The organism is Streptomyces sp. SudanB182_2057 (assembly GCF_964272715.1).
Taxonomy (GTDB): Bacteria; Actinomycetota; Actinomycetes; order Streptomycetales; family Streptomycetaceae; genus Streptomyces; species Streptomyces rubradiris.
This window is the reverse complement of the sequence record NZ_OZ186798.1, coordinates 6,010,917-6,032,881: the sequence shown is the minus strand read 5'-3', so window position 1 is coordinate 6,032,881 and position 21,965 is coordinate 6,010,917. Positions and strand designations below refer to the sequence as shown.

22 protein-coding genes are annotated in these 21,965 nt (G+C 73.0%); 7 read left to right on the top strand and 15 right to left on the bottom strand.

Annotation, left to right across the window (positions count from 1 at the left end; translation table 11 throughout):
* Window positions 1-633 carry a sulfite oxidase-like oxidoreductase gene (locus tag ACSURM_RS26730; protein ID WP_359042556.1) on the bottom strand — a complete coding sequence of 211 codons (633 nt, stop codon included), beginning with the start codon at window positions 631-633 and terminating at the stop codon, window positions 1-3.
* A gap of 171 nt (window positions 634-804) precedes the next feature.
* Here ACSURM_RS26730 and bfr point away from each other — a divergent pair, with 171 nt between their 5' ends.
* A complete protein-coding gene (gene bfr, locus ACSURM_RS26725) occupies window positions 805-1,323 on the top strand; it encodes a bacterioferritin (RefSeq protein ID WP_436958294.1) in 519 nt (172 codons plus the stop codon).
* Between the two features lie 46 nt (window positions 1,324-1,369).
* Here bfr and ACSURM_RS26720 read toward each other — a convergent pair whose 3' ends face one another.
* The 3 genes from ACSURM_RS26720 to ACSURM_RS26710 all read right to left on the bottom strand — a co-directional run bounded on the left by ACSURM_RS26720 (window position 1,370) and on the right by ACSURM_RS26710 (window position 4,682).
* Window positions 1,370-1,594, bottom strand: a complete 225-nt coding sequence (locus ACSURM_RS26720; RefSeq protein ID WP_030783354.1) for a (2Fe-2S)-binding protein — start codon at window positions 1,592-1,594, stop codon at window positions 1,370-1,372.
* Window positions 1,595-1,745: 151 nt separating this feature from the next.
* On the bottom strand, window positions 1,746-3,098 hold the full coding sequence (locus ACSURM_RS26715; RefSeq protein ID WP_359042559.1) for a class II 3-deoxy-7-phosphoheptulonate synthase: 1,353 nt from the start codon (window positions 3,096-3,098) through the stop codon (window positions 1,746-1,748).
* Window positions 3,099-3,212: 114 nt separating this feature from the next.
* Complete coding sequence (locus ACSURM_RS26710) at window positions 3,213-4,682, bottom strand: hypothetical protein (protein ID WP_436958293.1); 1,470 nt, start codon at window positions 4,680-4,682, stop codon at window positions 3,213-3,215.
* 30 nt (window positions 4,683-4,712) lie between these two features.
* Here ACSURM_RS26710 and ACSURM_RS26705 point away from each other — a divergent pair, with 30 nt between their 5' ends.
* Together ACSURM_RS26705 and ACSURM_RS26700 are read left to right on the top strand one after the other, a co-directional pair.
* Entirely contained in the window at window positions 4,713-4,817 is a 105-nt protein-coding gene (locus ACSURM_RS26705; protein ID WP_436958292.1) for a trp operon leader peptide, read from the top strand.
* Between the two features lie 94 nt (window positions 4,818-4,911).
* Window positions 4,912-6,768 carry an anthranilate synthase family protein gene (locus tag ACSURM_RS26700; protein WP_436958291.1) on the top strand — a complete coding sequence of 619 codons (1,857 nt, stop codon included), beginning with the start codon at window positions 4,912-4,914 and terminating at the stop codon, window positions 6,766-6,768.
* A gap of 13 nt (window positions 6,769-6,781) precedes the next feature.
* On the opposite strand, the gene ACSURM_RS26695 is transcribed toward ACSURM_RS26700, so the two are convergent.
* From ACSURM_RS26695 to ACSURM_RS26680, 4 genes are all read right to left on the bottom strand, one after another.
* Window positions 6,782-7,810, bottom strand: coding sequence for a 6-phosphofructokinase (locus ACSURM_RS26695; RefSeq protein WP_436958290.1), 1,029 nt, complete (start codon window positions 7,808-7,810; stop codon window positions 6,782-6,784).
* A gap of 120 nt (window positions 7,811-7,930) precedes the next feature.
* Window positions 7,931-8,608, bottom strand: coding sequence for a response regulator transcription factor (locus tag ACSURM_RS26690; RefSeq protein WP_344345511.1), 678 nt, complete (start codon window positions 8,606-8,608; stop codon window positions 7,931-7,933).
* Entirely contained in the window at window positions 8,608-9,831 is a 1,224-nt protein-coding gene (gene macS, locus ACSURM_RS26685) for a MacS family sensor histidine kinase (RefSeq protein ID WP_436958289.1), read from the bottom strand. Before macS ends, ACSURM_RS26690 begins: the two co-directional genes overlap by 1 nt.
* A gap of 25 nt (window positions 9,832-9,856) precedes the next feature.
* A complete protein-coding gene (locus ACSURM_RS26680; protein WP_436958288.1) occupies window positions 9,857-10,612 on the bottom strand; it encodes a lysophospholipid acyltransferase family protein in 756 nt (251 codons plus the stop codon).
* 102 nt (window positions 10,613-10,714) lie between these two features.
* On the opposite strand from ACSURM_RS26680, the gene ACSURM_RS26675 reads away from it, so the two are divergent.
* Window positions 10,715-11,494: an alpha/beta hydrolase gene (locus tag ACSURM_RS26675; RefSeq protein ID WP_436958286.1), complete on the top strand. Its 780-nt coding sequence runs from the start codon at window positions 10,715-10,717 to the stop codon at window positions 11,492-11,494.
* A complete protein-coding gene (locus ACSURM_RS26670) occupies window positions 11,487-12,125 on the top strand; it encodes a hypothetical protein (RefSeq protein ID WP_436958285.1) in 639 nt (212 codons plus the stop codon). Before ACSURM_RS26675 ends, ACSURM_RS26670 begins: the two co-directional genes overlap by 8 nt.
* A 69-nt stretch (window positions 12,126-12,194) precedes the next feature.
* On the opposite strand, the gene ACSURM_RS26665 is transcribed toward ACSURM_RS26670, so the two are convergent.
* The 6 genes from ACSURM_RS26665 to ACSURM_RS26640 form a co-directional block, all read right to left on the bottom strand.
* Window positions 12,195-12,941, bottom strand: a complete 747-nt coding sequence (locus ACSURM_RS26665) for an endonuclease/exonuclease/phosphatase family protein (protein ID WP_436958284.1) — start codon at window positions 12,939-12,941, stop codon at window positions 12,195-12,197.
* A gap of 83 nt (window positions 12,942-13,024) precedes the next feature.
* Window positions 13,025-13,978: an ROK family glucokinase gene (locus ACSURM_RS26660; protein ID WP_030605596.1), complete on the bottom strand. Its 954-nt coding sequence runs from the start codon at window positions 13,976-13,978 to the stop codon at window positions 13,025-13,027.
* 67 nt (window positions 13,979-14,045) lie between these two features.
* A complete protein-coding gene (locus ACSURM_RS26655; RefSeq protein ID WP_436958282.1) occupies window positions 14,046-14,525 on the bottom strand; it encodes a DUF5304 domain-containing protein in 480 nt (159 codons plus the stop codon).
* Between the two features lie 57 nt (window positions 14,526-14,582).
* Entirely contained in the window at window positions 14,583-15,755 is a 1,173-nt protein-coding gene (locus ACSURM_RS26650) for an ArsA family ATPase (RefSeq protein ID WP_436958281.1), read from the bottom strand.
* 112 nt (window positions 15,756-15,867) lie between these two features.
* Window positions 15,868-16,311, bottom strand: coding sequence for an SRPBCC family protein (locus ACSURM_RS26645; RefSeq protein WP_436958279.1), 444 nt, complete (start codon window positions 16,309-16,311; stop codon window positions 15,868-15,870).
* Between the two features lie 124 nt (window positions 16,312-16,435).
* Window positions 16,436-17,233: a metallophosphoesterase family protein gene (locus ACSURM_RS26640; protein WP_436958278.1), complete on the bottom strand. Its 798-nt coding sequence runs from the start codon at window positions 17,231-17,233 to the stop codon at window positions 16,436-16,438.
* 295 nt (window positions 17,234-17,528) lie between these two features.
* Here ACSURM_RS26640 and ACSURM_RS26635 point away from each other — a divergent pair, with 295 nt between their 5' ends.
* Window positions 17,529-19,325: an AMP-dependent synthetase/ligase gene (locus ACSURM_RS26635; RefSeq protein ID WP_436958277.1), complete on the top strand. Its 1,797-nt coding sequence runs from the start codon at window positions 17,529-17,531 to the stop codon at window positions 19,323-19,325.
* 99 nt (window positions 19,326-19,424) lie between these two features.
* Here ACSURM_RS26635 and ACSURM_RS26630 read toward each other — a convergent pair whose 3' ends face one another.
* The gene (locus ACSURM_RS26630; RefSeq protein WP_436958276.1) at window positions 19,425-20,567 is read right to left on the bottom strand and encodes a glycosyltransferase family 4 protein; all 1,143 of its coding nucleotides are present in this window, start codon (window positions 20,565-20,567) and stop codon (window positions 19,425-19,427) included.
* 130 nt (window positions 20,568-20,697) lie between these two features.
* Between ACSURM_RS26630 and ACSURM_RS26625 the strand changes: the two genes are divergently transcribed.
* Window positions 20,698-21,933: a glycosyltransferase 87 family protein gene (locus ACSURM_RS26625; RefSeq protein ID WP_436961190.1), complete on the top strand. Its 1,236-nt coding sequence runs from the start codon at window positions 20,698-20,700 to the stop codon at window positions 21,931-21,933.
* Window positions 21,934-21,965: the final 32 nt, after the last annotated feature.

Genomic DNA, 21,965 nt, shown 5'->3' with positions numbered 1-21,965 from the left:
TCAGAGCTCGGGGCCGTCCCCGGGCTCCTCCTGGTAGGAGTAGCGCTGTTCCTTCCAGGGGTCGCCGATGTTGTGGTAGCCGCGCTCCTCCCAGAAGCCGCGGCGGTCGGCGGTCATGTACTCCACGCCCCGGACCCACTTCGGGCCCTTCCAGGCGTACAGGTGGGGCACGATCAGGCGGACCGGGAAGCCGTGCTCGGCGGTGAGCAGCTCGCCGTCCTTGTGGGTGGCGAAGATGGCCCGCTCGGAGCGGAAGTCCGACAGGCGCAGATTCGAGCTGAAGCCGTACTCCGCCCAGACCATCACATGGGTGACGTCCGGCGCCGGCGGCGCGAGGTCCAGGACGGCGCTCGCCGGGACGCCGCCCCACTCCGCGCCGAGCATGCTGTACTTCGTCACGCAGTGCAGATCGGCCACCACCGTGGTGTACGGCAGGGCCGTGAACTCCTCGTGGGTCCAGGTGTGCTTGCCGCCGTCGGCGGTGGCGCCGAAGACCCGGAACTCCCAGCGCTCGGGCCGGAACTTCGGCACGGGCCCGTAGTGCGTGACCGGCCAGCCCCGCTGGAGCCGCTGGCCCGGCGGAAGCTCGGACCCCGCCGCCGTCCCAGACTCGCGCTCCACCGGATGACCCATGTATCCATCCTGACAGACCCCGGGCAGTGCCCCTGACCACCCACCCCCGAATGGGACAATTGCCCGCAAGTCAGTGCGTACTTACTAAGTACGCACTTACTGGACGATCTTCTCCACCGGTGCAATCATGCGGCGCTATCGGCCCGGTCCACCTGGAAGGAGTCCACAGCCATGCAAGGCGACCCCGAGGTCATCGAACTGCTGAACGAACAGCTGACCGCCGAGCTGACCGCGATCAACCAGTACTTCCTGCACGCCAAGCTCCAGGACCACAAGGGATGGACCAAGCTCGCCCGGTACACCCGGGCGGAGTCGTTCGACGAGATGCGGCACGCCGAGATCCTCACCGACCGCATCCTGCTGCTGGACGGCCTGCCCAACTACCAGCGGCTGTTCCATGTGCGGGTCGGGCAGACGGTGACCGAGATGTTCCAGGCGGACCGGCAGGTCGAGGTCGAGGCCATCGACCGGCTGCGCCGGGGCGTGCAGCTGATGCGAGAGAAGGACGACATCACGTCGGCCAACGTCTTCGAGGCCATCCTGGCCGACGAGGAACACCACATCGACTACCTGGACACCCAGCTGGAACTGGTGGACAAGCTGGGCGAGGCGCTCTATCTGTCGACCGTGGTCGAGCAGAGCCAGCCGGACTCCTCCGGTCCGGGCACGGGCGGCTTCTCCGCCCACTGAGCCGCCGCGCGGGCAGCCCCGGACGCGAACGGCCGGGACGGAACGGCTAGGCCGCGTCGTCCAGCCGTACCAGGGCCGGGGCCCGCTGGTCGATCAGTTCCCGGCGCGGGCAGGCGCCGCGGCCGAGCAGGGCCTGGATGCGCCGGACACAGCCGCCGCAGTCGGTGCCGGCCTTGCAGGCGGAGGCGATCTGGCGCGGGGTGCAGGCGCCGTTCTCCGCGTGCTGCTTCACCTGGTCCTCGGTGATGCCGAAGCAACTGCAGACGTACACGCGGGTTCACCTCCCCGAGGGGTTCGCTGGTCCATGCCCTCCCCGTTCCGGTGAGGCAAACCTAACCTTACCCACGCGGTGGCACCCGGGAAAGCGGCTGGGGCGCGGATCGGGTGTGATCCGCGCCCCAGGGTGGCTCATCGGCCGCCGGTCACTGGTCCCGGTACATCTCGGCCACGAGGAACGCCAGGTCCAGCGACTGGCTGCGGTTCAGCCGGGGGTCGCAGGCCGTCTCGTAGCGCTGGTGCAGGTCGTCCACGAAGATCTCGTCGCCGCCGCCCACGCACTCGGTGACGTCGTCGCCGGTCAGCTCCACGTGGATGCCGCCCGGGTGGGTGCCGAGCGCCTTGTGGACCTCGAAGAAGCCCTTGACCTCGTCGAGCACGTCGTCGAAGCGGCGCGTCTTGTGCCCGGAGGCCGCCTCGAAGGTGTTGCCGTGCATCGGGTCGGTCACCCAGGCCACCGTCGCCCCGGACGCCGTGACCTTCTCGACCAGCTCGGGGAGCTTGTCGCGGATCTTGTCGGCGCCCATCCGGACGATGAAGGTCAGCCGGCCCGGCTCCCGCTCGGGGTCGAGGCGCTCGATGTACTGCAGCGCCTCCTCGGCCGTGGTGGTCGGGCCGAGCTTGATGCCGATCGGGTTGCGGATCCGCGAGGCGAACTCGATGTGCGCGTGGTCCAGCTGCCGGGTGCGCTCACCGATCCACACCATGTGCGCGGAGACGTCGTACAGCTGCCCGGTGCGCGAGTCCACCCGGGTCAGGGCCGACTCGTAGTCCAGCAGCAGTGCCTCGTGCGAGGAGTAGAACTCGACGGTCTTGAACTCCTCCGGGTCCGCCCCGCAGGCGTGCATGAAGTTCAGCGCGTTGTCGATCTCCCGCGCGAGCTGCTCGTAGCGCTGGCCGGAGGGCGAGGTGCGCACGAAGTCCTGGTTCCAGGCGTGCACCTGGCGCAGGTCGGCGTAGCCGCCCGTGGTGAAGGCGCGCACCAGGTTCAGCGTGGACGCCGACGCGTGGTACATGCGCTTGAGCCGCTCCGGGTCCGGGATGCGGCTGGCCTCGGTGAAGTCGAAGCCGTTGACGGAGTCGCCCCGGTACACCGGCAGCGTCACGCCGTCACGGGTCTCGGTCGGCTTGGAGCGCGGCTTGGAGTACTGCCCCGCGATGCGGCCGACCTTCACCACGGGCACGGAGGCCGCGTAGGTCAGGACGGCGCCCATCTGGAGCAGCGTCTTCAGCTTGTTGCGGATCTGGTCGGCGGACACGCCGTCGAAGGCCTCCGCGCAGTCGCCGCCCTGGAGGAGGAACGCCTCTCCCTTGGCGACGGCCGCCATCCGGGCGCGCAGCTGGTCGCACTCGCCCGCGAAGACGAGCGGCGGATACGACTCGAGGTCCGCGATCACTGCGCGCAGAGCCTCGGGGTCGGGGTACTCGGGCTGCTGCGCCGCGGGCAGGTCTCGCCAGGTGTTGCCAGCGCTCGGGCTGGTCTTAGCGTTCACGGTCACCCCGTAAACATTACGGGGTCGCGCCAAGCGTTTTCTGCCCCGGTTCGAAAGGTGAGACGAGCGGTCCGCCGCGCGAGCGAAGCCCGGCGGACCGCCCGGAGGCCCCTCCGGCCGTCAGTGCAGGTTCTGCACCGCGGGGTCGTCGAAGCCCACGGAGAAGACCGCGCGCAGGGAGAGGGTCTCCTCGCCCGCGTAGCCCGTGCACGCGTTGCCCGGCTCGGTGACGACCGGGAAGTCCTCGCCGTGCGCGGACCGCAGGGCGCTGCCCGCGCAGATGCCCTCGGTCTGCCCCCACAGCTCCTCCACCTGCGTGGTGCCGAGCCGGGGCCAGTAGCTCAGGGCCTGCGGCGGGCCCACCGCCCAGTTGCCGCCGGCCGCGCAGCTCGTCGCGGCCCGGGTGTCGCCCGCCCAGGTGTGCGAGTACACCCCGGGCTTGGTGCCGCAGCCCTTGTGGAAGGCGAAGTTCAGCACGCCCTGGCTGTCGGTCCAGGTCATGCCGCCCTGGAGCCCCCGGTAGCGGGCGGCCGCGTAGGCGTCCTGGATCACTGTCTTGCCGCCGGACATGTTGAGCAGCCCCGGATAGGAGGCCGACCCGGACGGGTTCAGCTGGTAGCGCACCACGCGCCCGCCGTCGGCGCCGCCGTACCACTCGCCGGTGACGAGCTTGTACGGGCCGTCCCCGGTCTTGTCCAGCGAGAGCCACGAGAAGCACAGGTGCTGGGGGTCGATGGTCTCGCCCTGGCAGGAGGTGGGCGTGCCCGCCTGCTTGTAGTAGTGCACCTGCGGCACGACGTACGGGTAGCCGCAGGCGCTGGAGCGGCCGCCGCTGTCGACGCCGTAGGTGTGCACGTCGGAGCCGTAGCGGTCGACCTTCGCCATGCGGTCGATGTCGAAGACCCGGATGCCGTGGGCGGTGTCCGTCACGTAGATGTGATTCCCGTACCAGACGATGCCGCCGCCGTGGCCGGTCACCGGCCGGAAGCTCGTGCCCGAGCCGGTGGGCTCGGCGAGGAAGACGTGGCGGTACTTGCCGGTGTCCCGGTCCAGGAACGTCAGCTTCAGCATGTTGTGCGTCGTGCAGCCCTGCGACGTCTCGCCTTCGAGGACCTCGTAGTGCCAGGAGACGGCCGTGACCCGCCGGCCCTGGATCGCGCCGTCCCCGCCGTCGGCGGTGCCGGTGGTGCTCAGCCCCTGCGGCCACCAGTGCGGGGTGGTGTCGTCGGAGTGGGCGTGCGACCAGCACCAGGCCGTCTTGGTGGTGACCGGCGGCAGCGCCTTGGTCTCGGCGCCGGTGCAGGCGCGCATCGAGCGCAGGTTCAGCCAGGGGTCGGTCGCGCCCGCGGAGTTCTTCGTGTAGTCCGTGGTGACGACGTCGGTGAGCGTGGCGTGGCCGGCGAGGACGTTGTCGTGGAGGTTGTCCGCGGCGGAGACGGTGCTGGTGTCGGTCAGCCTGAACTGGTCGGCGCCGAGCGAGAGCCTCGTCATCGTCGGCGTGTCCGCCGCCGCGGCGGGCTGGGCCGTGAGGCCGGTCAGGAGTGCCGCCGTGGCCGCCACCGAGGCCAGCAGCCTGGATCTGAGTCCCATTGCACACCTTCCGTGCAGTAGGAGTGGTACATGACAAATGAAGCCAAGATCGTAACGCGGTGCGGTAGGGTTCCCCGCATGTTCGCGCCTTCGATCCAGAACTGGTGGTGGACCGCTTCTCCGGCGGCCCACTGATCGCGCGTACGACGACTTCGCGAAGGCCGCCCGAGGGGCGGCCTTCGGTGTTTCCGGGGCCGTTCCTCACCGACACCGACGGAACGAGGAACCCATGGACCTGGCCCGGCTCGCACACGACGACCGCCCCTTCGCCCTGCTCCGCCGCCGCACCCCGGGCCGCGACGAGCAACTGGTGGAGGTGCTGGTCGGCCCGGTGACCCGGCGGGAGAAGCTGGCCGGCCTGCCCGACGAGGGGCTAGCCCTGGTGCCGTTCCGGCAACTGGCCGAGCGCGGCTTCGACGTCCGCGACGACGGCACCCCGCTGCTGGTGCTCACCCCCGAGGAGCGGTACGAACTCCCGCTCGCCGAGGCGCTGGACCGGCTGCCCGCGCACGAGGTGCGGGTCGAGGACGGCGGCTTCGACGTGGACGACGACGAGTACGGCGAGATCGTCGGCCGGGTGCTGCGCGAGGAGATCGGCCGGGGCGAGGGCGCGAACTTCGTGATCCGGCGCACGTACGAGGGCCTGATCCCCGGCTTCGGCCGCGCCGACGCGCTCGCGCTGTTCCGGCGGCTGCTGGAGGCCGAGCGGGGCGCGTACTGGACGTTCGTGGTGCACACCGGGGAGCGGACGCTGGTGGGCGCGAGCCCCGAGGTGCACGTGCGGATGAACGGCGGCACGGTCGTCATGAACCCGATCAGCGGCACGTACCGCTATCCGGCCGGCGGGCCCACCCCGGAGGACCTGCTGACGTTCCTCTCCGACGCCAAGGAGACCGAGGAGCTGTCGATGGTCGTCGACGAGGAGCTGAAGATGATGTGCACCGTCGGCGACATGGGCGGGGTCGTCGTCGGCCCCCGGCTGAAGGAGATGGCGCACCTCGCGCACACCGAGTACGAGCTGCGCGGGAAGTCCTCGCTGGACGCGCGGGAGGTGCTGCGGGAGACCATGTTCGCGGCGACGGTGACCGGGTCGCCGGTGCAGAACGCCTGCCGGGTCATCAAGCGGTACGAGAGCGCCGGGCGCGGGTACTACGCGGGGGCGCTGGCCCTGCTCGGGCGGGACACCGGGGGCGCGCAGACCCTCGACTCGCCCATCCTGATCCGCACCGCCGACATCGGCCGCGACGGCCGGCTGCGGGTGCCGGTCGGGGCGACGCTGGTACGCGGCTCCGACCCGGCCGGCGAGGTCGCCGAGACCCGCGCCAAGGCGGCGGGCGTGCTGGCCGCCCTCGGGGTGCGGCCCGCCCGGCCGCGGGCGAAGCGGGAGCGGCCCCGGCTGGCCGACGACCCCCGGGTGCGGGCCGCGCTGGACGCCCGGCGGGCCGGGCTCGCGCCGTTCTGGCTGCGGATGCGGGAGCGGTCCACCGACCTCGCGGGCCACGCCCTGGTGGTGGACGGCGAGGACACCTTCACCGCGATGCTGGCGCACGTCCTGCGCTCGGGCGGGCTCGAGGTGACCGTGCGGCGCTACGACGAGCCCGGGCTGCGCGCGGCGGTGCTCGGCCACGACGGGCCGGTCGTCCTCGGACCCGGCCCCGGCGACCCCCGCGACCTCGCCGATCCCAAGATGCGGGTCCTGCGGGAGCTGGCCGCCGAGGTGACCGGGACGCACCGGCACGGGGTGCTCGGCGTCTGCCTCGGGCACGAGCTGATCGCGGCCGGGCTGGGCCTGGACATCGTCCGCAAGCGGGTGCCGTACCAGGGGGCGCAGACCGTGATCGACCTGTTCGGGCGGAGCGAGACCGTCGGCTTCTACAACAGCTTCGTCGCCCGCTGCGACGACGAGACGGCCCGCGAACTGGCCGCGCGGGGCGTGGAGGTGAGCCGCTCGCCCGACGACGAGCTGCACGCCCTGCGCGGCCCCGGCTTCGCCGGCGTCCAGTTCCACCCGGAGTCGGTGCTGACGCTGAACGGGGCGACGATCGTGCGGGAACTGGTGACCGGGCTGCGCCGCACGACCGTGTAGCCGTCCCGGGGGGTCAGCCGAAGAAGACCCCGGCCTCCGCGTACAGCTCCGGGTCGACGGTCTTCAGGCGGGCCGTGGCCTCGGTGAGGGGGACGCGGACGATGTCGGTGCCGCGCAGGGCGACCATCCGGCCGAAGTCCCCCTCGTGCACGCAGTCGATGGCGTGCAGGCCGAAGCGGGTGGCGAGCCAGCGGTCGAAGGCGCTGGGGGTGCCGCCGCGCTGGACGTGTCCGAGGACCGTGGTGCGCGCCTCCTTGCCGGTGCGCTTCTCGATCTGCTTGGCCAGCCACTCCCCCACCCCGGACAGCCGGACGTGCCCGAAGGAGTCCCGCGAGTCGTCCTTGAGCACCATCTCGCCGTCCTTCGGCATGGCGCCCTCGGCGACGACCACGATCGGCGCGTAGGAGGACCGGAACCGGGAGGTCACCCACTCGCAGACCCGCTCGACGTCGAAGCGCTGCTCGGGGATGAGGATGACGTTGGCGCCGCCGGCCAGTCCGGAGTGCAGGGCGATCCAGCCGGCGTGCCGGCCCATCACCTCCACCACCAGCACCCGCATGTGGGACTCGGCGGTGGTGTGCAGCCGGTCGATGGCCTCGGTGGCGATGTTGACGGCGGTGTCGAAGCCGAAGGTGTAGTCGGTGGCGGACAGGTCGTTGTCGATGGTCTTCGGCACGCCGACGCAGGGCATGCCGTACTCGTCGGACAGCCGTGCCGCGACCCCCAGGGTGTCCTCGCCGCCGATCGCGACGAGCGCCCGGATCTCCTGCTTGGCCAGGTTGTCCTTGATCCGGCGGATGCCGTCGGACACCTTGAGCGGGTTGGTCCGGGAGGAGCCGAGGATGGTGCCGCCGCGGGGCAGGATGCCGCGCACGGCGGGGATGTCGAGACGGACGGTGTCGTTCTCCAGAAGGCCGCGCCAGCCGTCCCGGAAGCCGACGAAGTCATAGCCGTACTCCTGCACGCCCTTGCGGACGACGCCCCGGATGACGGCGTTGAGCCCGGGGCAGTCGCCGCCTCCGGTCAGTACTCCGACCCGCATGGAAATGTCCCTTCGCCGCGGTTACCTGACGCTTGATCACGCTAATGGTGATTCAGGTCACACCGGGATAGGCGAGAAGGGTGATTCGGGGGCGTACGGCGGATGCGCCCTGTGCGCGCCCTACTCCTCGTCGAGTCCGCGCTCTATGGCGTACCGGACCAGCTCCACCCGGTTGTGCAGCTGGAGCTTGCCGAGGGTGTTCTGGACGTGGTTCTGCACGGTGCGGTGGGAGATGACGAGGCGTTCGGCGATCTGCTTGTAGCTCAGCCCCTTCGCCACCAGCCGCAGCACCTCCGTCTCCCGGTCGGTCAGCCGGGGGGCGCCCGGCTCGTCGGCGTCCGCGGCGGGCGCGGGTTCCGCGGCCAGCCGCCGGTACTCGCCGAGGACCAGCCCGGCCAGGCCCGGGGTGAACACCGGGTCGCCGACGGCGGTGCGGCGCACCGCGTCCAGCAGCTCCTCGGTGGAGGCCGACTTCAGCAGATAGCCGGTCGCGCCGGACTTCACGGCCTCCAGCACGTCCGCGTGCTCGCCGCTCGCCGACAGCACCAGGACCCGCAACGCCGGGTTGTGGCCCACCAGTTCCTTGCACACCTGGACACCCGGCTTGGCCGGCAGGTTCAGGTCCAGCACCAGCACGTCGGGGGCGGCGGCCCTGGCGCGGCGGACCGCCTGCTCGCCGTCGCCGGCGGTGGCGACGACCTCGAACCCGGACTCGGCCAGGTCCCGGGCGACCGCGTCCCGCCACATGGGGTGGTCGTCGACCACCATGACCTTGATCGGGTCCTGCCGCTCAGTCATCACCGTTCCGCCTTCTTCCCCCGCGCCCGCACGGCGCCCTTGGGTACCTTCAGTTCGACCTCCGTGCCCTGCCCGGGCACGGAGAGGATCTCGGCGCCGCCGCCGAGGTCGCGCAGTCTGCCCCGGATCGACAGGGCCACCCCGAGCCGGCCCTCGCCCTCGGCCTGCGCGAGCCGGCCCTCGGGGATGCCGGGGCCGTCGTCCCGGACGGTGACGACGATCTCGTCCGGCTCGTCCTCCACCAGGATCCAGGCCCGGGCCCCCTCCCCGGCGTGCGCCCGTACGTTGTCCAGCGCGGCCCCGACCGCGGCGGCCACCTCGCGGGCCGCGTCCGGCGGCAGCGGCACCGGGGCGCCGGGCTCGGCCAGGCTCACCCGGGCGCCCGCGTACGGCGCGAGCAGGGCGCGCAGATCGAGCGGACCGTCGTCGTCCGGTTCCTCCACCGCGCGGACGACGGCACCCTCCGCCAGATCCTCCGAGACCCGGGAGACGGGGACCAGACCGCCCGAGACCAGCGTGCGCAGGGCCACCTCCTGCTCCCCGGCCAGCCGGCCCAGCTCGGCCGCCTCGCCGCCCAGGGCCGCGCCCCGGCGCTTCACCATCGCCAGCACCTGGAGCACGCTGTCGTGGATGTCCCGGGCCAGCCGCTCCCGCTCCCGGGTCGCGGCCTCGATCTCCAGCGCGCGGGCGAGGGTGCGCTCGGAGGCGCGGGCCACCTCCACGACGTAGCCGATGGCGATGGAGGCCACCCAGACCAGGATCACGTTGTGCACGGTGTCCCGGGCGGGGTGGCCGCGCTCGATCAGGTTGGCCGCGGCCACGGCCGTGGAGGCGACGGCCGCCCAGCGCCAGCCGCCCTTGACCGCGAAGGCCAGCACCGCGCCGGCGGTCCAGATCGACGGCAGGGTGGGGCCGCCGCTCGCGATCCGCTGGTGATTGTCGGCGAGGGGGGTGAGCAGGATGCCGACGACGGCGACGGCCAGGTCGGCGGCCAGGAAGCGCCGGGTGCAGCTCGCCGCGCCGGACACCTTGGGCAGGGTGGCCAGGGTCCACACGGCCAGGACGGCGTAGTAGGCGACGGCGACCCAGGGCCGGGTGAACCGGTCGTACGCGGTGGCGCACAGGCCGATGGCGTACAGCATGGTCAGGACGCGGTAGCCGGCCAGCGCGCGCCACAGCGGCAGCTCGACCGACATCCGCATGACGCGTTCGCGCCTGGGCATGCCCCGTCTCCCCCGATTCCCCCGGCTACTGCCCGGCCTGCTTCTTCCCCGCCTTCTCGGCCTTCTCCGCTTCCCTCGCCGCCTTCGCCGCCTTGGCGGCCTCGGCTATCTGCCGTTTGGCGGCGGTGGCGTACATGTCGACGTACTCCTGGCCGGACAGCTTCATGATCTCGTACATGACCTCGTCGGTCAGCGCGCGCAGCACGAACCGGTCGTGCTCCATGCCCTGGTAGCGGCTGAAGTCCAGGGGCTCGCCGATCCGGATGCCGGGCCGCATCAGCTTCGGCACGACCTGGCCGGGCGGCTGGATCTTCTCCGTGTCGATCATGGCGACCGGGATGACGGGCGCGCCGGTGGCGAGCGCCACCCGGGCCAGGCCGCCGGGCTTGCCCCGGTACAGCCGGCCGTCGGGCGAGCGGGTGCCCTCCGGGTAGATGCCGAACAGCTCGCCGCGCTCCAGCACCTCGATGCCGCTGCGGACGGCCGCCTCGCCGGCGCCGCGCGCCCCGGAGCGGTCCACCGGGAGCTGGCCGACGCCCTTGAAGAAGGCCGCGGTGAGCCGGCCCTTCACGCCCGGGGTGGTGAAGTACTCGGCCTTGGCGATGAACGTGACCTTGCGGTCCAGCACGGCCGGCAGGAAGAAGGAGTCCGAGAAGGACAGATGGTTGCTGGCCAGGATGGCCGGGCCGGTGTCCGGGATGTTCTCCAGGCCCTCCACCCAGGGCCTGAAGGCGACCTTCAGCGGCCCGCCGATGGCGACCTTCATCGTGCCGTACAACACCCGTGTGCCTCCCGTTTCCGTCGGCAAGACCTTAACCCCAAGGACCGGCAATGAGCCCGACGACCCTGGTCGGTGTCGGTGCGGTCGCGTACGGTGAAGCACATGCCAGTTCTCCCCGGAGCAGAGCCGTACCGCCACGAGGGCGGCGAGGTGGGTGTCCTCCTCTGCCATGGCTTCACCGGCTCACCCCAGTCGCTGCGCCCCTGGGCGGAGCACCACGCGGCCCACGGGCTGACCGTGTCCCTGCCGCTGCTGCCCGGTCACGGCACCCGCTGGACGGACATGCAGCTCACCACCTGGCAGGACTGGTACGCGGAGGTGGACCGCGAACTGCGCGCGCTCACCGACCGCTGCTCCCGGGTGTTCGTGGCGGGCCTGTCGATGGGCGGGGCGCTGGCCCTGCGGCTCGCGGCCCGGCACGGCGGCCGGGTGGCGGGCGCGGTGGTGGTCAACCCGGCGAACAAGGTGCACGGCCTGTCGGCGTACGCCCTGCCGGTGGCCCGGCACCTGGTCCGCTCGACGAAGGGCATCGCGAGCGACATCGCCAAGCCGGGCGCGGCGGAGCTGGGCTACGACCGGGTGCCGCTGCACGCGGCGCACTCGCTGCGGCGGTTCCTGCGCCGGGTGGACGGCGAGCTGCCCCAGGTCACCCAGCCGTTGCTGGTGCTGCGCAGCGCCGAGGACCATGTCGTCCCGGCGGCCGACCCGGCGCGGGTGCTGAGCCGGGTGTCGTCCCGGGACGTCACGGAGATCGTGCTGGAACACAGCTACCACGTGGCGACGTTGGACGTGGACGCGGACCGGGTCTTCGAGGAGAGCCTCGCTTTCATCGGCCGGCTCGCGACCGGTGTCGGCAAGGAAGGGACGGCCGCAGTTGGCTGAGCACGACTCCGACCGTGAAGGCCGCGAGGACCGCGAGGACCGCGAGGGCCGGGACGAACGCGAGGGCCGGGAGTCCCACGACGGCCCGCAGGCCCGCGAGCCGCACCGGCAGGAGGTGCCCTTCGACGAGGACGCCGCCTGGCGGGCCATCGTGGCCGGGTACGGCGAGGAACCGCCCGACCCGCCGGGCGCCCGGCCGTTCAAGACCGTGGAGGACCTGGCGCTGCTGGAGAAGAACGCCGCGCCGGACACCGGCAAGGATGCCGGGGGCGAGGAGCCGCCCCCGCGCCCGCTGGGCGGCTCGGTGTCCTTCGCGCCCGGTGTCGGCCCGCGCGACTTCTCGCCGGCCGAGCCCTCCGACGACGACTTCGACGAGCAGGACGAGGGCCACTTCGTGCCGCCGGAGCCGCCACCGCTGCCGACCGCGGACACCACCGCCCGGTTCGCCTGGCTCGGTGTGGTCGGCGGGCCCCTCCTGCTGCTGGTGGCGGTGCTGCTGCGCTGGGACATGACCTGGTGGCTGGCGACCCTCGGGATCGGCGGCTTCCTCGGCGGCTTCGTGACGCTGGTGGCCCGGATGCGGACCGACGACGAGGAGGACGACGACCCCGGACGCGGCGCGGTCGTCTGAGCCGGCCGTCCCGGGGCCCCGCGGCACCGGGACAGTCCGGAGTCCCCAGGACGCCGGAACCCGGAGTCCCTACGATGCCGGGACGCGGAGGGCGGCCAGCACCGGGAGGTGGTCCGAGGCCGCCCGCAGGTCCGCCTCGCGCACGCCCGGCTGGTCCAGGGGCACGCCGCAGCCGAGCACCTCGATGCCCTTGGTCGCGAAGATCGCGTCGATGCGCTGGTGCGGGTCGGCGGGGGTGGAGGTGAACTCGCCGCCCCAGGGCGCGGCCGTACGGCAGTCCCGCAGGCCGGCGGCCAGGCGGCGGAAGGCCGGGCCGTCGGGGCGTTCGTTGAGGTCGCCGCCCGCCACCGCGTGCTCCGTCCCGAGCCCGGCGAGCCGGTCGAGGAGCATCCCGCCCTGCTCGTAGCGCTCCTCCTGCTGGAGGGACAGGTGGCAGCTGAGCACGCCGAGGCGGGCGCCGCCGAAGCGGACCACCGCCGTGGCGAAGCCGCGCCGGTGCAGGCCCGGGGTGAGGGGCAGCAGGACGTCCTCGGTGCGCTCGACGGTGGCGCGCAGGCCGCACAGGATCGCCGGGCCCGCCGCCGTGCCGCCCCCGGTGAGGATGACCTGGCCGGAGGCCGCCGCGAGCCGCGCCAGCTTCTTGCGCCAGCGGAAGAAGCGGGGGGCCTCCTGGAGCAGGACCAGGTCGGGGGCGCAGGCGCTGATCACCCGGGCGAGGGCCGCGGTGTCGTCGCGCATCGAGCGGATGTTGTAGCTCAGGACGCGGACCGTGGCCGAACCGTCGGGCTCTGTCGCGGAGTCGGGGAGCAACGCCATGTGGATCAATGTACGCCCCACGGCTCGGGGCGCGGGGTCAGGGGCGACCACCCGGTCGCGCCGTCCCCCGCGCCCCGCGGGTGCTACATGACCGGGTCGGGCTCCCGGGCCAGGTCCGCGGCGCCCACCATGCCCGCCTTGTTGCCGAGCTGGGCGGCGATCACGTCGGCCACCGGGCGCCAGTTGCCGCCCACCAGCCAGCGCTTGTACGACTTGCGGATCGGGTCGAGGACCAGGTCCCCCTCGTCGGAGAGGCCGCCGCCGACGATGAACGCGGACGGGTCGAAGAGGGAGGCCAGGTCGGCGAGGCCGGCGCCGGCCCAGCGGGCCAGCTCGCGGTAGGAGTCGACGGCCACCGGGTCGCCCTGGCGGGCGGCCATGGAGATGTGCTTGCCCTCGATGCCGTCGGGGGTGCCGTCGCCGAGCGCGAGGAGGACCTCGGCGCGCTCGGGGGTGGCGTTGGCGCGCTGCTTGGCGTAGCGGACCAGGGCGCGGCCGGAGGCGTACTGCTCCCAGCAGCCCTGCGAGCCGCAGCCGCACAGCAGGCCGTCCGGGACCATCCGGATGTGGCCGAATTCGGCCGCCACGCCGAAGTGCCCGCGGCGCAGCTTGTTGCCGATGATGATGCCGCCGCCGAGGCCGGTGCCGAGCGTGATGCAGATGACGTTGCGGTGGCCCTTGCCCGCGCCGAACCTGTACTCGCCCCAGGCGGCGGCGTTGGCGTCGTTCTCGACCACGACCGGGAGGCCCGTGCGGGCCTCGACCTTCTCCTTGAGCGGCTCGTTGCGCCAGTCGATGTTGGGCGCGAAGTACACCGTGGAGCGCTGGCGGTTGACGTAACCGGCAGCGCCGATGCCCACGCCGACGATCTCGTGCCCGGCCCGCGCGCCCTCCACCGCCGAGGCGATGGCGTCCACGATGGCCTCGGGCGTGGTGGGGGTCGGCACCTTGAAGGTCGAGAGGATGTTGCCTTCCTCGTCGACCACGCCGGCCGCGATCTTCGTGCCGCCGATGTCGACGCCGATGGTGAGTCCCATGAATCCCTCAGTTTCGGTCGAGCCCCGCTACGGCCAACCGTACCCGAGGCCCCGCCCCCGCAGAGCGTCAGTCCAGGTCGATGCGCTCCCCCGGACCCGCGCCCGCGCCCCCCTCGCCCCGGTCCGGCCGGTCGCCCGCCGGGTCGGAGGTGCGCTCGGTCCAGCGCCGCTCCTGGCCCTGGACGGCGGAGCGGTAGGCGGCGAGCAGTTCGCCACCGGCCGCGGCGAGATGGTCGAAGACGTCCGGGTTGCGCTCTATGACGGGTTCCACGGCGGCCTTGGCCTGCTGAACGGCCTGGCGCATCATCTGCTGGGCGGCCGGTCCGGCGAGGCCCCCGAGCAGGGGCGAGCGCAGGTCGGACAGCTTGTCGGCGACCGCGTCCACCAGCTTCCTCAGCTCCTCGGCGGCCGAGCCCGGCGGCGGACCGTGCTCGGCGCGGCGGCGGGCCTGCTCGGCGGCGAGGTCCTCGGCGCAGGCCGCGGCCCAGGCGTCGGCGTCGGTCGCCCGCTCCGGCGGCGGCTCGTGTGCGGGGCGCTCTTCGCTCATGGCGGACTCCTGACTACGGTTCGCCCTTCCGACGTTACCCGAACGGGCGTGCCCGGTTCACCGCCCGCCGGCGGGCCACAGGTCCGGGTCCGGGGCGAACCGGATGCGCAGTTCGCCGTCGCGCAGTCCGGCGCCGGCGACGGTGCAGCGGCGCAGCGCGGAGGGCAGCGGAACGATCCGGCGGAAGGGGCCCGCGGTGATCACGAGTTCGTCGCCGCGCCGGACGAGGTCCAGTTCGTCCCGTATCGCCCCGGGCAGCGGGAGGTGCCAGACCAGCACGCCGTCCTCGGCGATCCGGTCGGCGACGGGCCACTCGACCGGGGCGGACGCCGGATTGACGGCGGGCACGGCGAGCGCGGTGAGGTCGTCGCCGCCCTGCGGGTCGCGGCCGAGGTGCGGGACGGGGTGGACGTCGTACGCCTCCCGCCACTCGCCGAGCGTCTTGCGCTGCTGGGCGGTCAGCCCGGAGAGCCAGGCGTCACCGGCGGTCTCGGGCAGGGTGCGGTTGGCGATCAGGGCCTCGGTGCGCAGGCCGCGCAGGGCGAGGCCGAGGGTGGCGGTGCGCAGGGCGTCGGCGCCGGCCGGGCCGGGCTCGGCGACCAGGCGCACGGCGGTCGCCCGGTCGGTGAGGACGGCCTCCACGGCGGCCAGTTCGACGTCCCAGCGGGCCGCCGTCTCGTACAGCCACTCGGCGGGCATGGGGACGCCGGCCAGCCGGCCGAGGACCGGGCGCAGGGCACGGGCGGCCTGCCGCTCGGGCGGCAGCAGGCGGCGCAGATAGCGGCGCAGTTCCTCGGGCAGGGCGAGCAGGGCGAGGGCCCGCGGGAGCGGCGGGAGGTCGACGACGACCAGGTCGTGGCGCTCGGAGAGGGCCGCGTCGCGCAGGGCGCGCAGGAAGGACAGTTCCTCGGCGCCGGGCAGCGGGGTGACCTCCTCGGCGTCCAGGCGGGCGGCGCCGAGCAGGTCGAGGACGTTCTCGGCGCGGGTCTGGAAGGCGGTGAGGTCCCGGCGGAAGCCCTCGGCGGCGTCCGGGCGCCAGACGGTCAGGCGCGGCGCGGCCTCGGCGGGGGCCGGTCCTGTCGGGCTGCCCAGGGCCGCGCCCGGGGTGTCGGTGCGGTCGGCGCTCAGCAGGAGGGTGCGGTGGCCCGCACGGGCGGAGGCGAGCGCGGTGGCCGCGGCGACGGTCGTACGGCCACTGCCGCCCGGGCCCATGATCAGGAGGGTGCGCATGAGGCTGAACCGTACCGTCGGGGGCGGTCGGGAGGGCCCGGCAGGCCCCGCTCCGGGGGCGTCGGGAAGGTGCGGGAGGCGTCGGGGAGTTACTTCCCCAGGGATCGGGGAGTTACTTCCCCAGGGACTCGACCCGCTCCTTCAGGCCCGCCAGCGCCCGGTCGATGACGACCTTCTCCGCCTTGCGCTTGATCATGCCCAGCATGGGGATCTTGACGTCGACGGTGAGCTGGTAGGTGACCTCGGTGGCGTCCCGGCCGGCCGGCTTCAGCAGGTAGGAGCCGTCCAGGGAGCGCAGCATCTGGGACTTGACCAGGGTCCAGGAGACCTCGTGTTCGCCGTGCCAGGTGTAGGCGAGGGTCTGGTCGTCCTTGATGGCGCCGGCGTCCATGACGAGGCGCACCCGCTCGGCCCGGCCGTGCTCGTCGCTGGAGAGGACCTCGGCCTCCTTCACCTCGCCGGTCCAGTCCGGGTAGCGCGCGAAGTCGGCGATCACCGCCATGACGTCGGCGGGGGCCGCCCCGATCGTGATGCTCGAACTGGTGTGTTCCGCCATCGCCGTGGCTCCTCCGGATGCGCGCCGTGTGGGAGAGGTCGTGTGTGCGCCGGGCCGCGCACGTGTGTGCAGCGTGAAGGCTACCGCGCCGCCGACCTGCCGCCTTCACCCCACCTGCGGTGCCTCACCACTCCAGTGCCCAGGGGGTGCCGGTGCCCGCGAAGTGGCCGACGTTCACGCACTCGGTGACGCCGATCCGCATGCGGCGCGCGAGCGGCTGGTGCACATGGCCGAAAAGGGCGTACCGGGGCCGGGTGCGGCGGATGGCGTCCAGCAGGGCCCGGCTGCCCCTCTCGAAGCGGCGGGCCACGGTGTCGTAGACGAGTTCGGGCACCTCGGGCGGGATGTGGGTGCACAGCACGTCGACCTCGCCGACGGCCTCGATCTTCGCCGCGTACTCCTCGTCGCCGATCTCGTACGGCGTGCGCATCGGGGTGCGCAGGCCGCCGCCGACGAAGCCGAAGGTCCACCCGCCGATCTCCGCCCGCTGCCCGTCGAGGACCGTGGTGCCGGGCCGGGCGTACTCCTGCCAGAGCTGCGGCATGTCGACATTGCCGTAGGTGGCGTACGTCGGATCGGGGAACGCGGCGAACAGCTCTTCGTACTGCCGGCGCACCGCCTTCTCGATGGCGGCGGCCCGGTCGGTGCCGATGCCGCTCCACAGCCGGGCGCCGAACTCGCGGGCCTCGGCGAACCGGCGGGCGGTGCGCAGCTCGACGATGCGGTCCGCGTTCTCCTTGCCGAACAGGTCGGGGAAGATGCCGCGCGAGTGGTCGGCGTAGTCGAGGAAGAGGACGAGGTCGCCCAGGCAGATCAGGGCGTCGGCACCGTCGCCCGCCCGGGCCAGGTCGCGGGCGTTGCCGTGCACGTCGCTGACCACATGGACCCGGGTCCGCCGCTTGCCGGTGCGTGTGGATGCCATGGTGATCAAGGGTAGGCGTGTGGGGTGTAGGTGAACAGTGCCGGTCCGGCCTGCGGTTACTCGCCGGTCGGTTGGGCCGTGGACTACTGTGCGCGAAGGAAAGCCCGCGTGTGTGACGCACCGAACATCTCGCCGGGACCCCCTGTCGTAGACGCCATACCGGCGGGTAACGTCCGGGCAGTCCAGTCGTGCTCGGATTTCAGCCACCGAAGACCCGAGCACCTGCCCGAGCCTTGGACCGCACCGTCGCATCGCACAACGTCGTGGCGCCGGCGCCCTATGAGGAGCAGCAGTCTTGCGCGAGTTCAGCCTTCCGGCTTTGTACGAGGTCCCTGCGGACGGAAATCTGACCGATATCGTCCGCAGAAACGCCGCGCAGCACCCCGACGTCGCCGTCATCGCCCGCAAGTCGGAGGGCGGCTGGCAGGACGTCACCGCCCGGGAGTTCCTGGCCGAGGTGCGCGCCGCGGCCAAGGGCCTGATCGCCGCCGGGGTGCAGCCGGGCGACCGGGTGGGCCTGATGTCCCGGACCCGCTACGAGTGGACACTGCTGGACTTCGCGATCTGGAGCGCGGGCGCCGTCACCGTGCCGGTGTACGAGACGAGTTCGCCGGAGCAGGTGCGCTGGATCCTGTCCGACTCGGGCGCTACGGCCTGCGTGGTGGAGCTGGACCATCACGCGGCGGCCGTGGAGTCGGTGCGCGAGTCGCTGCCCGCGCTGAAGCACGTCTGGCAGATCGAGTCCGGAGCCGTCGCCGAGCTGGGCCGGCTCGGCCAGGGCGTGTCGGACGAGACGGTGGAGGAGCGCGGTTCGCTCGCCCGCGCCGACGACCCGGCGACCATCGTGTACACCAGCGGCACCACCGGGCGCCCCAAGGGCTGTGTGCTCACCCACCGCAGCTTCTTCGCCGAGTGCGGGAACGTGGTGGAGCGGCTGCGCCCGCTGTTCCGCACCGGCGAGTGCTCCGTGCTGCTCTTCCTGCCCCTCGCCCATGTCTTCGGGCGGCTGGTGCAGGTGGCGCCGATGATGGCGCCGATCAAGCTGGGCTGCGTCCCGGACATCAAGAACCTCACCGACGAACTCGCCGCGTTCCGGCCGACGCTGATCCTCGGTGTGCCCCGGGTCTTCGAGAAGGTGTACAACGGGGCGCGCGCCAAGGCGCAGGCCGAGGGCAAGGGGAAGATCTTCGACAAGGCGGCGGACACCGCGATCGCCTACAGCAGGGCGCTGGACACCCCGTCCGGCCCGTCGTTGGGGCTGAAGCTGAAGCACAAGCTCTTCGACAAGCTGGTCTACGGCAAGCTGCGCGCGGTCCTCGGCGGCCGGGGCGAGTACGCCATCTCCGGCGGCGCCCCGCTCGGCGAGCGGCTCGGCCACTTCTTCCGGGGCATCGGCTTCACGGTGCTGGAGGGATACGGCCTGACCGAGTCCTGCGCGGCGACCGCGTTCAACCCGTGGGACCGGCAGAAGATCGGCACGGTCGGGCAGCCGCTGCCCGGTTCGGTGGTGCGCATCGCGGACGACGGCGAGGTGCTGCTGCACGGCGAGCACCTGTTCAAGGAGTACTGGAACAATCCGGGTGCGACGGCGGAGGCGCTGGCCGACGGCTGGTTCCACACCGGTGACATCGGCACCCTGGACGAGGACGGCTATCTGCGCATCACCGGCCGGAAGAAGGAGATCATCGTCACGGCGGGCGGCAAGAACGTGGCCCCTGCGGTGATCGAGGACCGCATCCGGGCGCACGCGCTGGTCGCGGAGTGCATGGTGGTGGGCGACGGGCGGCCGTTCGTGGGCGCGCTGGTCACCATCGACGAGGAGTTCCTGGGCCGTTGGGCCGCCGAGCACGGCAAGCCGGCCCACTCCACGGCGGCGTCGCTGAAGGACGACCCGGATCTGCTCGCCGCGGTCCAGGCGGCGGTGGACGACGGCAACGCGGCGGTGTCGAAGGCCGAGTCGGTGCGCAAGTTCCGTGTGCTGTCCGCCCAGTTCACGGAGGAGTCGGGGCATCTGACGCCGTCGCTGAAGCTGAAGCGGAGCGTGGTGGCGAAGGACTACGCGGACGAGATCGAGGCGATCTACGCCAAGTAGCCGACGGCGCCGTCCGGGGTGCCGGGTGCGGTGCGTCGGCGGCTTTCCGTGTCGCGTGGTCGCTCGCGCCGTTCCTCGCGCCCCTTTCGGGGCGCCGCACTACAGCAAAGCCTTCAAGTTCTCCGCCAGCAGGTCCCAGCGCCACTTCTCCTCCACCCAGCGGCGGCCCCGCTCGCCCATCCGGCGGCGCAGTCCGGCGTCCTTCAGGAGGGTCACGATGCGGTCGGCGGCCTCGGCGGGCTCGCCGCCCCTGACCACCCAGCCGGTCTCGCCGTCCAGGACCGCGTCGGGGGCGCCGCCCGAGTCGCCCGCGACGACGGGCAGGCCGGTCGCGGACGCCTCCAGGTAGACGATGCCGAGGCCCTCCACGTCCAGGCCGCCGCGCCGGGTGCGGCAGGGCATGGCGAACACGTCCCCGGCGCCGTAGTGCGCGGGCAGCTCCGGCCAGGGCACGGCGCCGGTGAAGCGCACCGAGCCGGCGACGCCGGTCTCCCGGGCCAGGCGCCGCAGGTCGCGTTCGTAGGGGCCGCCGCCGACGATCAGCAGGACGGTGTCCGGTTCGGCGGTCAGGATCCGGGGCATGGCCCGGATCAGGGTGTCCTGGCCCTTGCGCGGCACCAGCCGGGAGACGCAGACGACGACCGGCCGGTCGGTGAGGCCGAGCCGCGCGCGGACCGCGTCGCCGCCGGAGCCGGGATGGAAGGTCTTCTCGTCGACCCCCGGCGGCAGGTGCGCCATCCGCGAGGCCGCCGCCGGGGTCAGGGCGGTGGCGATCCGGGAGCGGGTGTACTCGCCGAGGTAGGTGAGCGTGTCCGTGGACTCCCCGATGCGGCGCAGCAGCCGCCGGGCGGCGGGCAACTGGGCCCAGCCGGCCTCGTGCCCGTGGGTGGTGGCCACCAGCCGCTCGGCGCCCGCCTCGCGCAGCGCGGGGGCCATGAGCCCGAGCGGGGCCGCCGCGCCGAACCACACCGCGGTGCAGCCGTGCTCGCGCAGCAGCCCGGCCGCGCGCCGGGCGGCCGCCGGGGTGGGCAGCAGCATGGTGGTGCGGTCGCGGACGACGGTGAAGGGCTGCTCGGCGTCGAACGCGGCGGTGGCCTCGGCGCCCTCCCGGCCGCGCTTCCAGGTGGAGGCGTAGACGACCAGCCGGCCGGGGTCCATACGGAGGGCCATGTTGTGCAGGAAGGCCTGGATGCCGCCCGGCCGGGGCGGGAAGTCGTTGGTGACGATCAGGGTCTTTCGCATCGCCGCCGACCCTACCGAACGGGCCGTCCCCGGCCGGGCGCGGCCGGGTCCCCGTGGCACGCGCACAGGATCGGGGGACATCATGGTCGCTCGCGACGGATTCGAGCGGATTCGAACGGCAGGGGAGCACGTGGAGACCAAGGGCGCCGGACGGTCCCCGCTGTGGCTGCTCGCGGTCTGGGCGGTGACCCGCGCGGCGCTGCTGCTGTGCGTGTTCCGGGTGTACGTCTTCCCGGGTCCGGACGTCACCACGGACGTGTCGGTGATCTACCGCGGCTGGTACGAGGTGCTGCGCCAGGGCACGTTCCCGCTGGACGACGTCACCTGGCAGTACCCGCCCGCCGCGGCCCTCGCGATCCTCTCCCCCGCCGCCCTGCCCTTCCTGTCGTACGCGCACGCCTTCTTCGTCCTGGCGTGCCTGTCCGACGCCGTGGTGCTGGCGCTGCTGGCGTACGCGGGCGGCCGGCCCGGCCGGTCCCGGCGCGGGGCCTGGGTGTGGGTGGCGGGCGTGCCGCTGCTCGGGCCGACGGTGTACGCCCGCTACGACCTGATGGTGACGGCGGTGGCCGTGGCGGCGCTGCTGGCCGGGGCCCGGCATCCGCGGGTGCTGGGGGCGCTGGCCGCGCTCGGGGCGCTGGTGAAGGTGTGGCCGGCGCTGCTGCTGGCCGGGGCCGTCCGGCGGCGGGCGTGGGTGTCGGCGGCGGTGACCGGGGCGGGCGTCGCGCTGCTGTTCGCGGTGTCCATGCCGGGGGCGTTCGCGTTCCTGACCTTCCAGCGGGAGAGGGGCACCGAGGTGGAGTCGCTGGGCGGCCTGGTCTTCCACGTGGCCCGGCACTTCGGCTGGCGCGGCGAGGTGCTGCTGAACTACGGCTCGATCGAGTTCCTGGGCCCGTGGGTGAGCGTGGTGAGCACGGCCGCGCTGGCGCTGACCGGGGCCGCGTTCGGCTGGCTGCTGCTGTGGCGGCTGCGGGCGGGGGAACTGACGGGCGCCGTCCTCGCCGACGCGGCCCTGACGGCGGTGCTGCTGTTCACGGTGACCAGCCGGGTGATCAGCCCGCAGTACCTGGTGTGGCTGGTCGGCCTGGCCGCGGTGTGCCTGACGCACCGGGCGAGCCGGATGGGAGGGCCCGCGCTGATGATCACGGGGGCGTCCTTCCTGACGGTCCTGGAGTTCCCGCTCGGCTTCTCGCACGTGGTGCTGAGCGACGGCTACGGCATCACGCTGCTGGTGCTGCGCAACGGCCTGCTGGTCGCGGCCACCCTCACCGCGGCCCGCCGCCTGTGGCGCGCCACCGTCCCACCCCGCCCGGCCGCCCCGCCGCCCCCTCGGTGCACCCGCCCCACCCGGGCCCCGCTGTCCTCCTGACCCGGGGGCGGCCCCGGGCAGCCGTGCTTTCC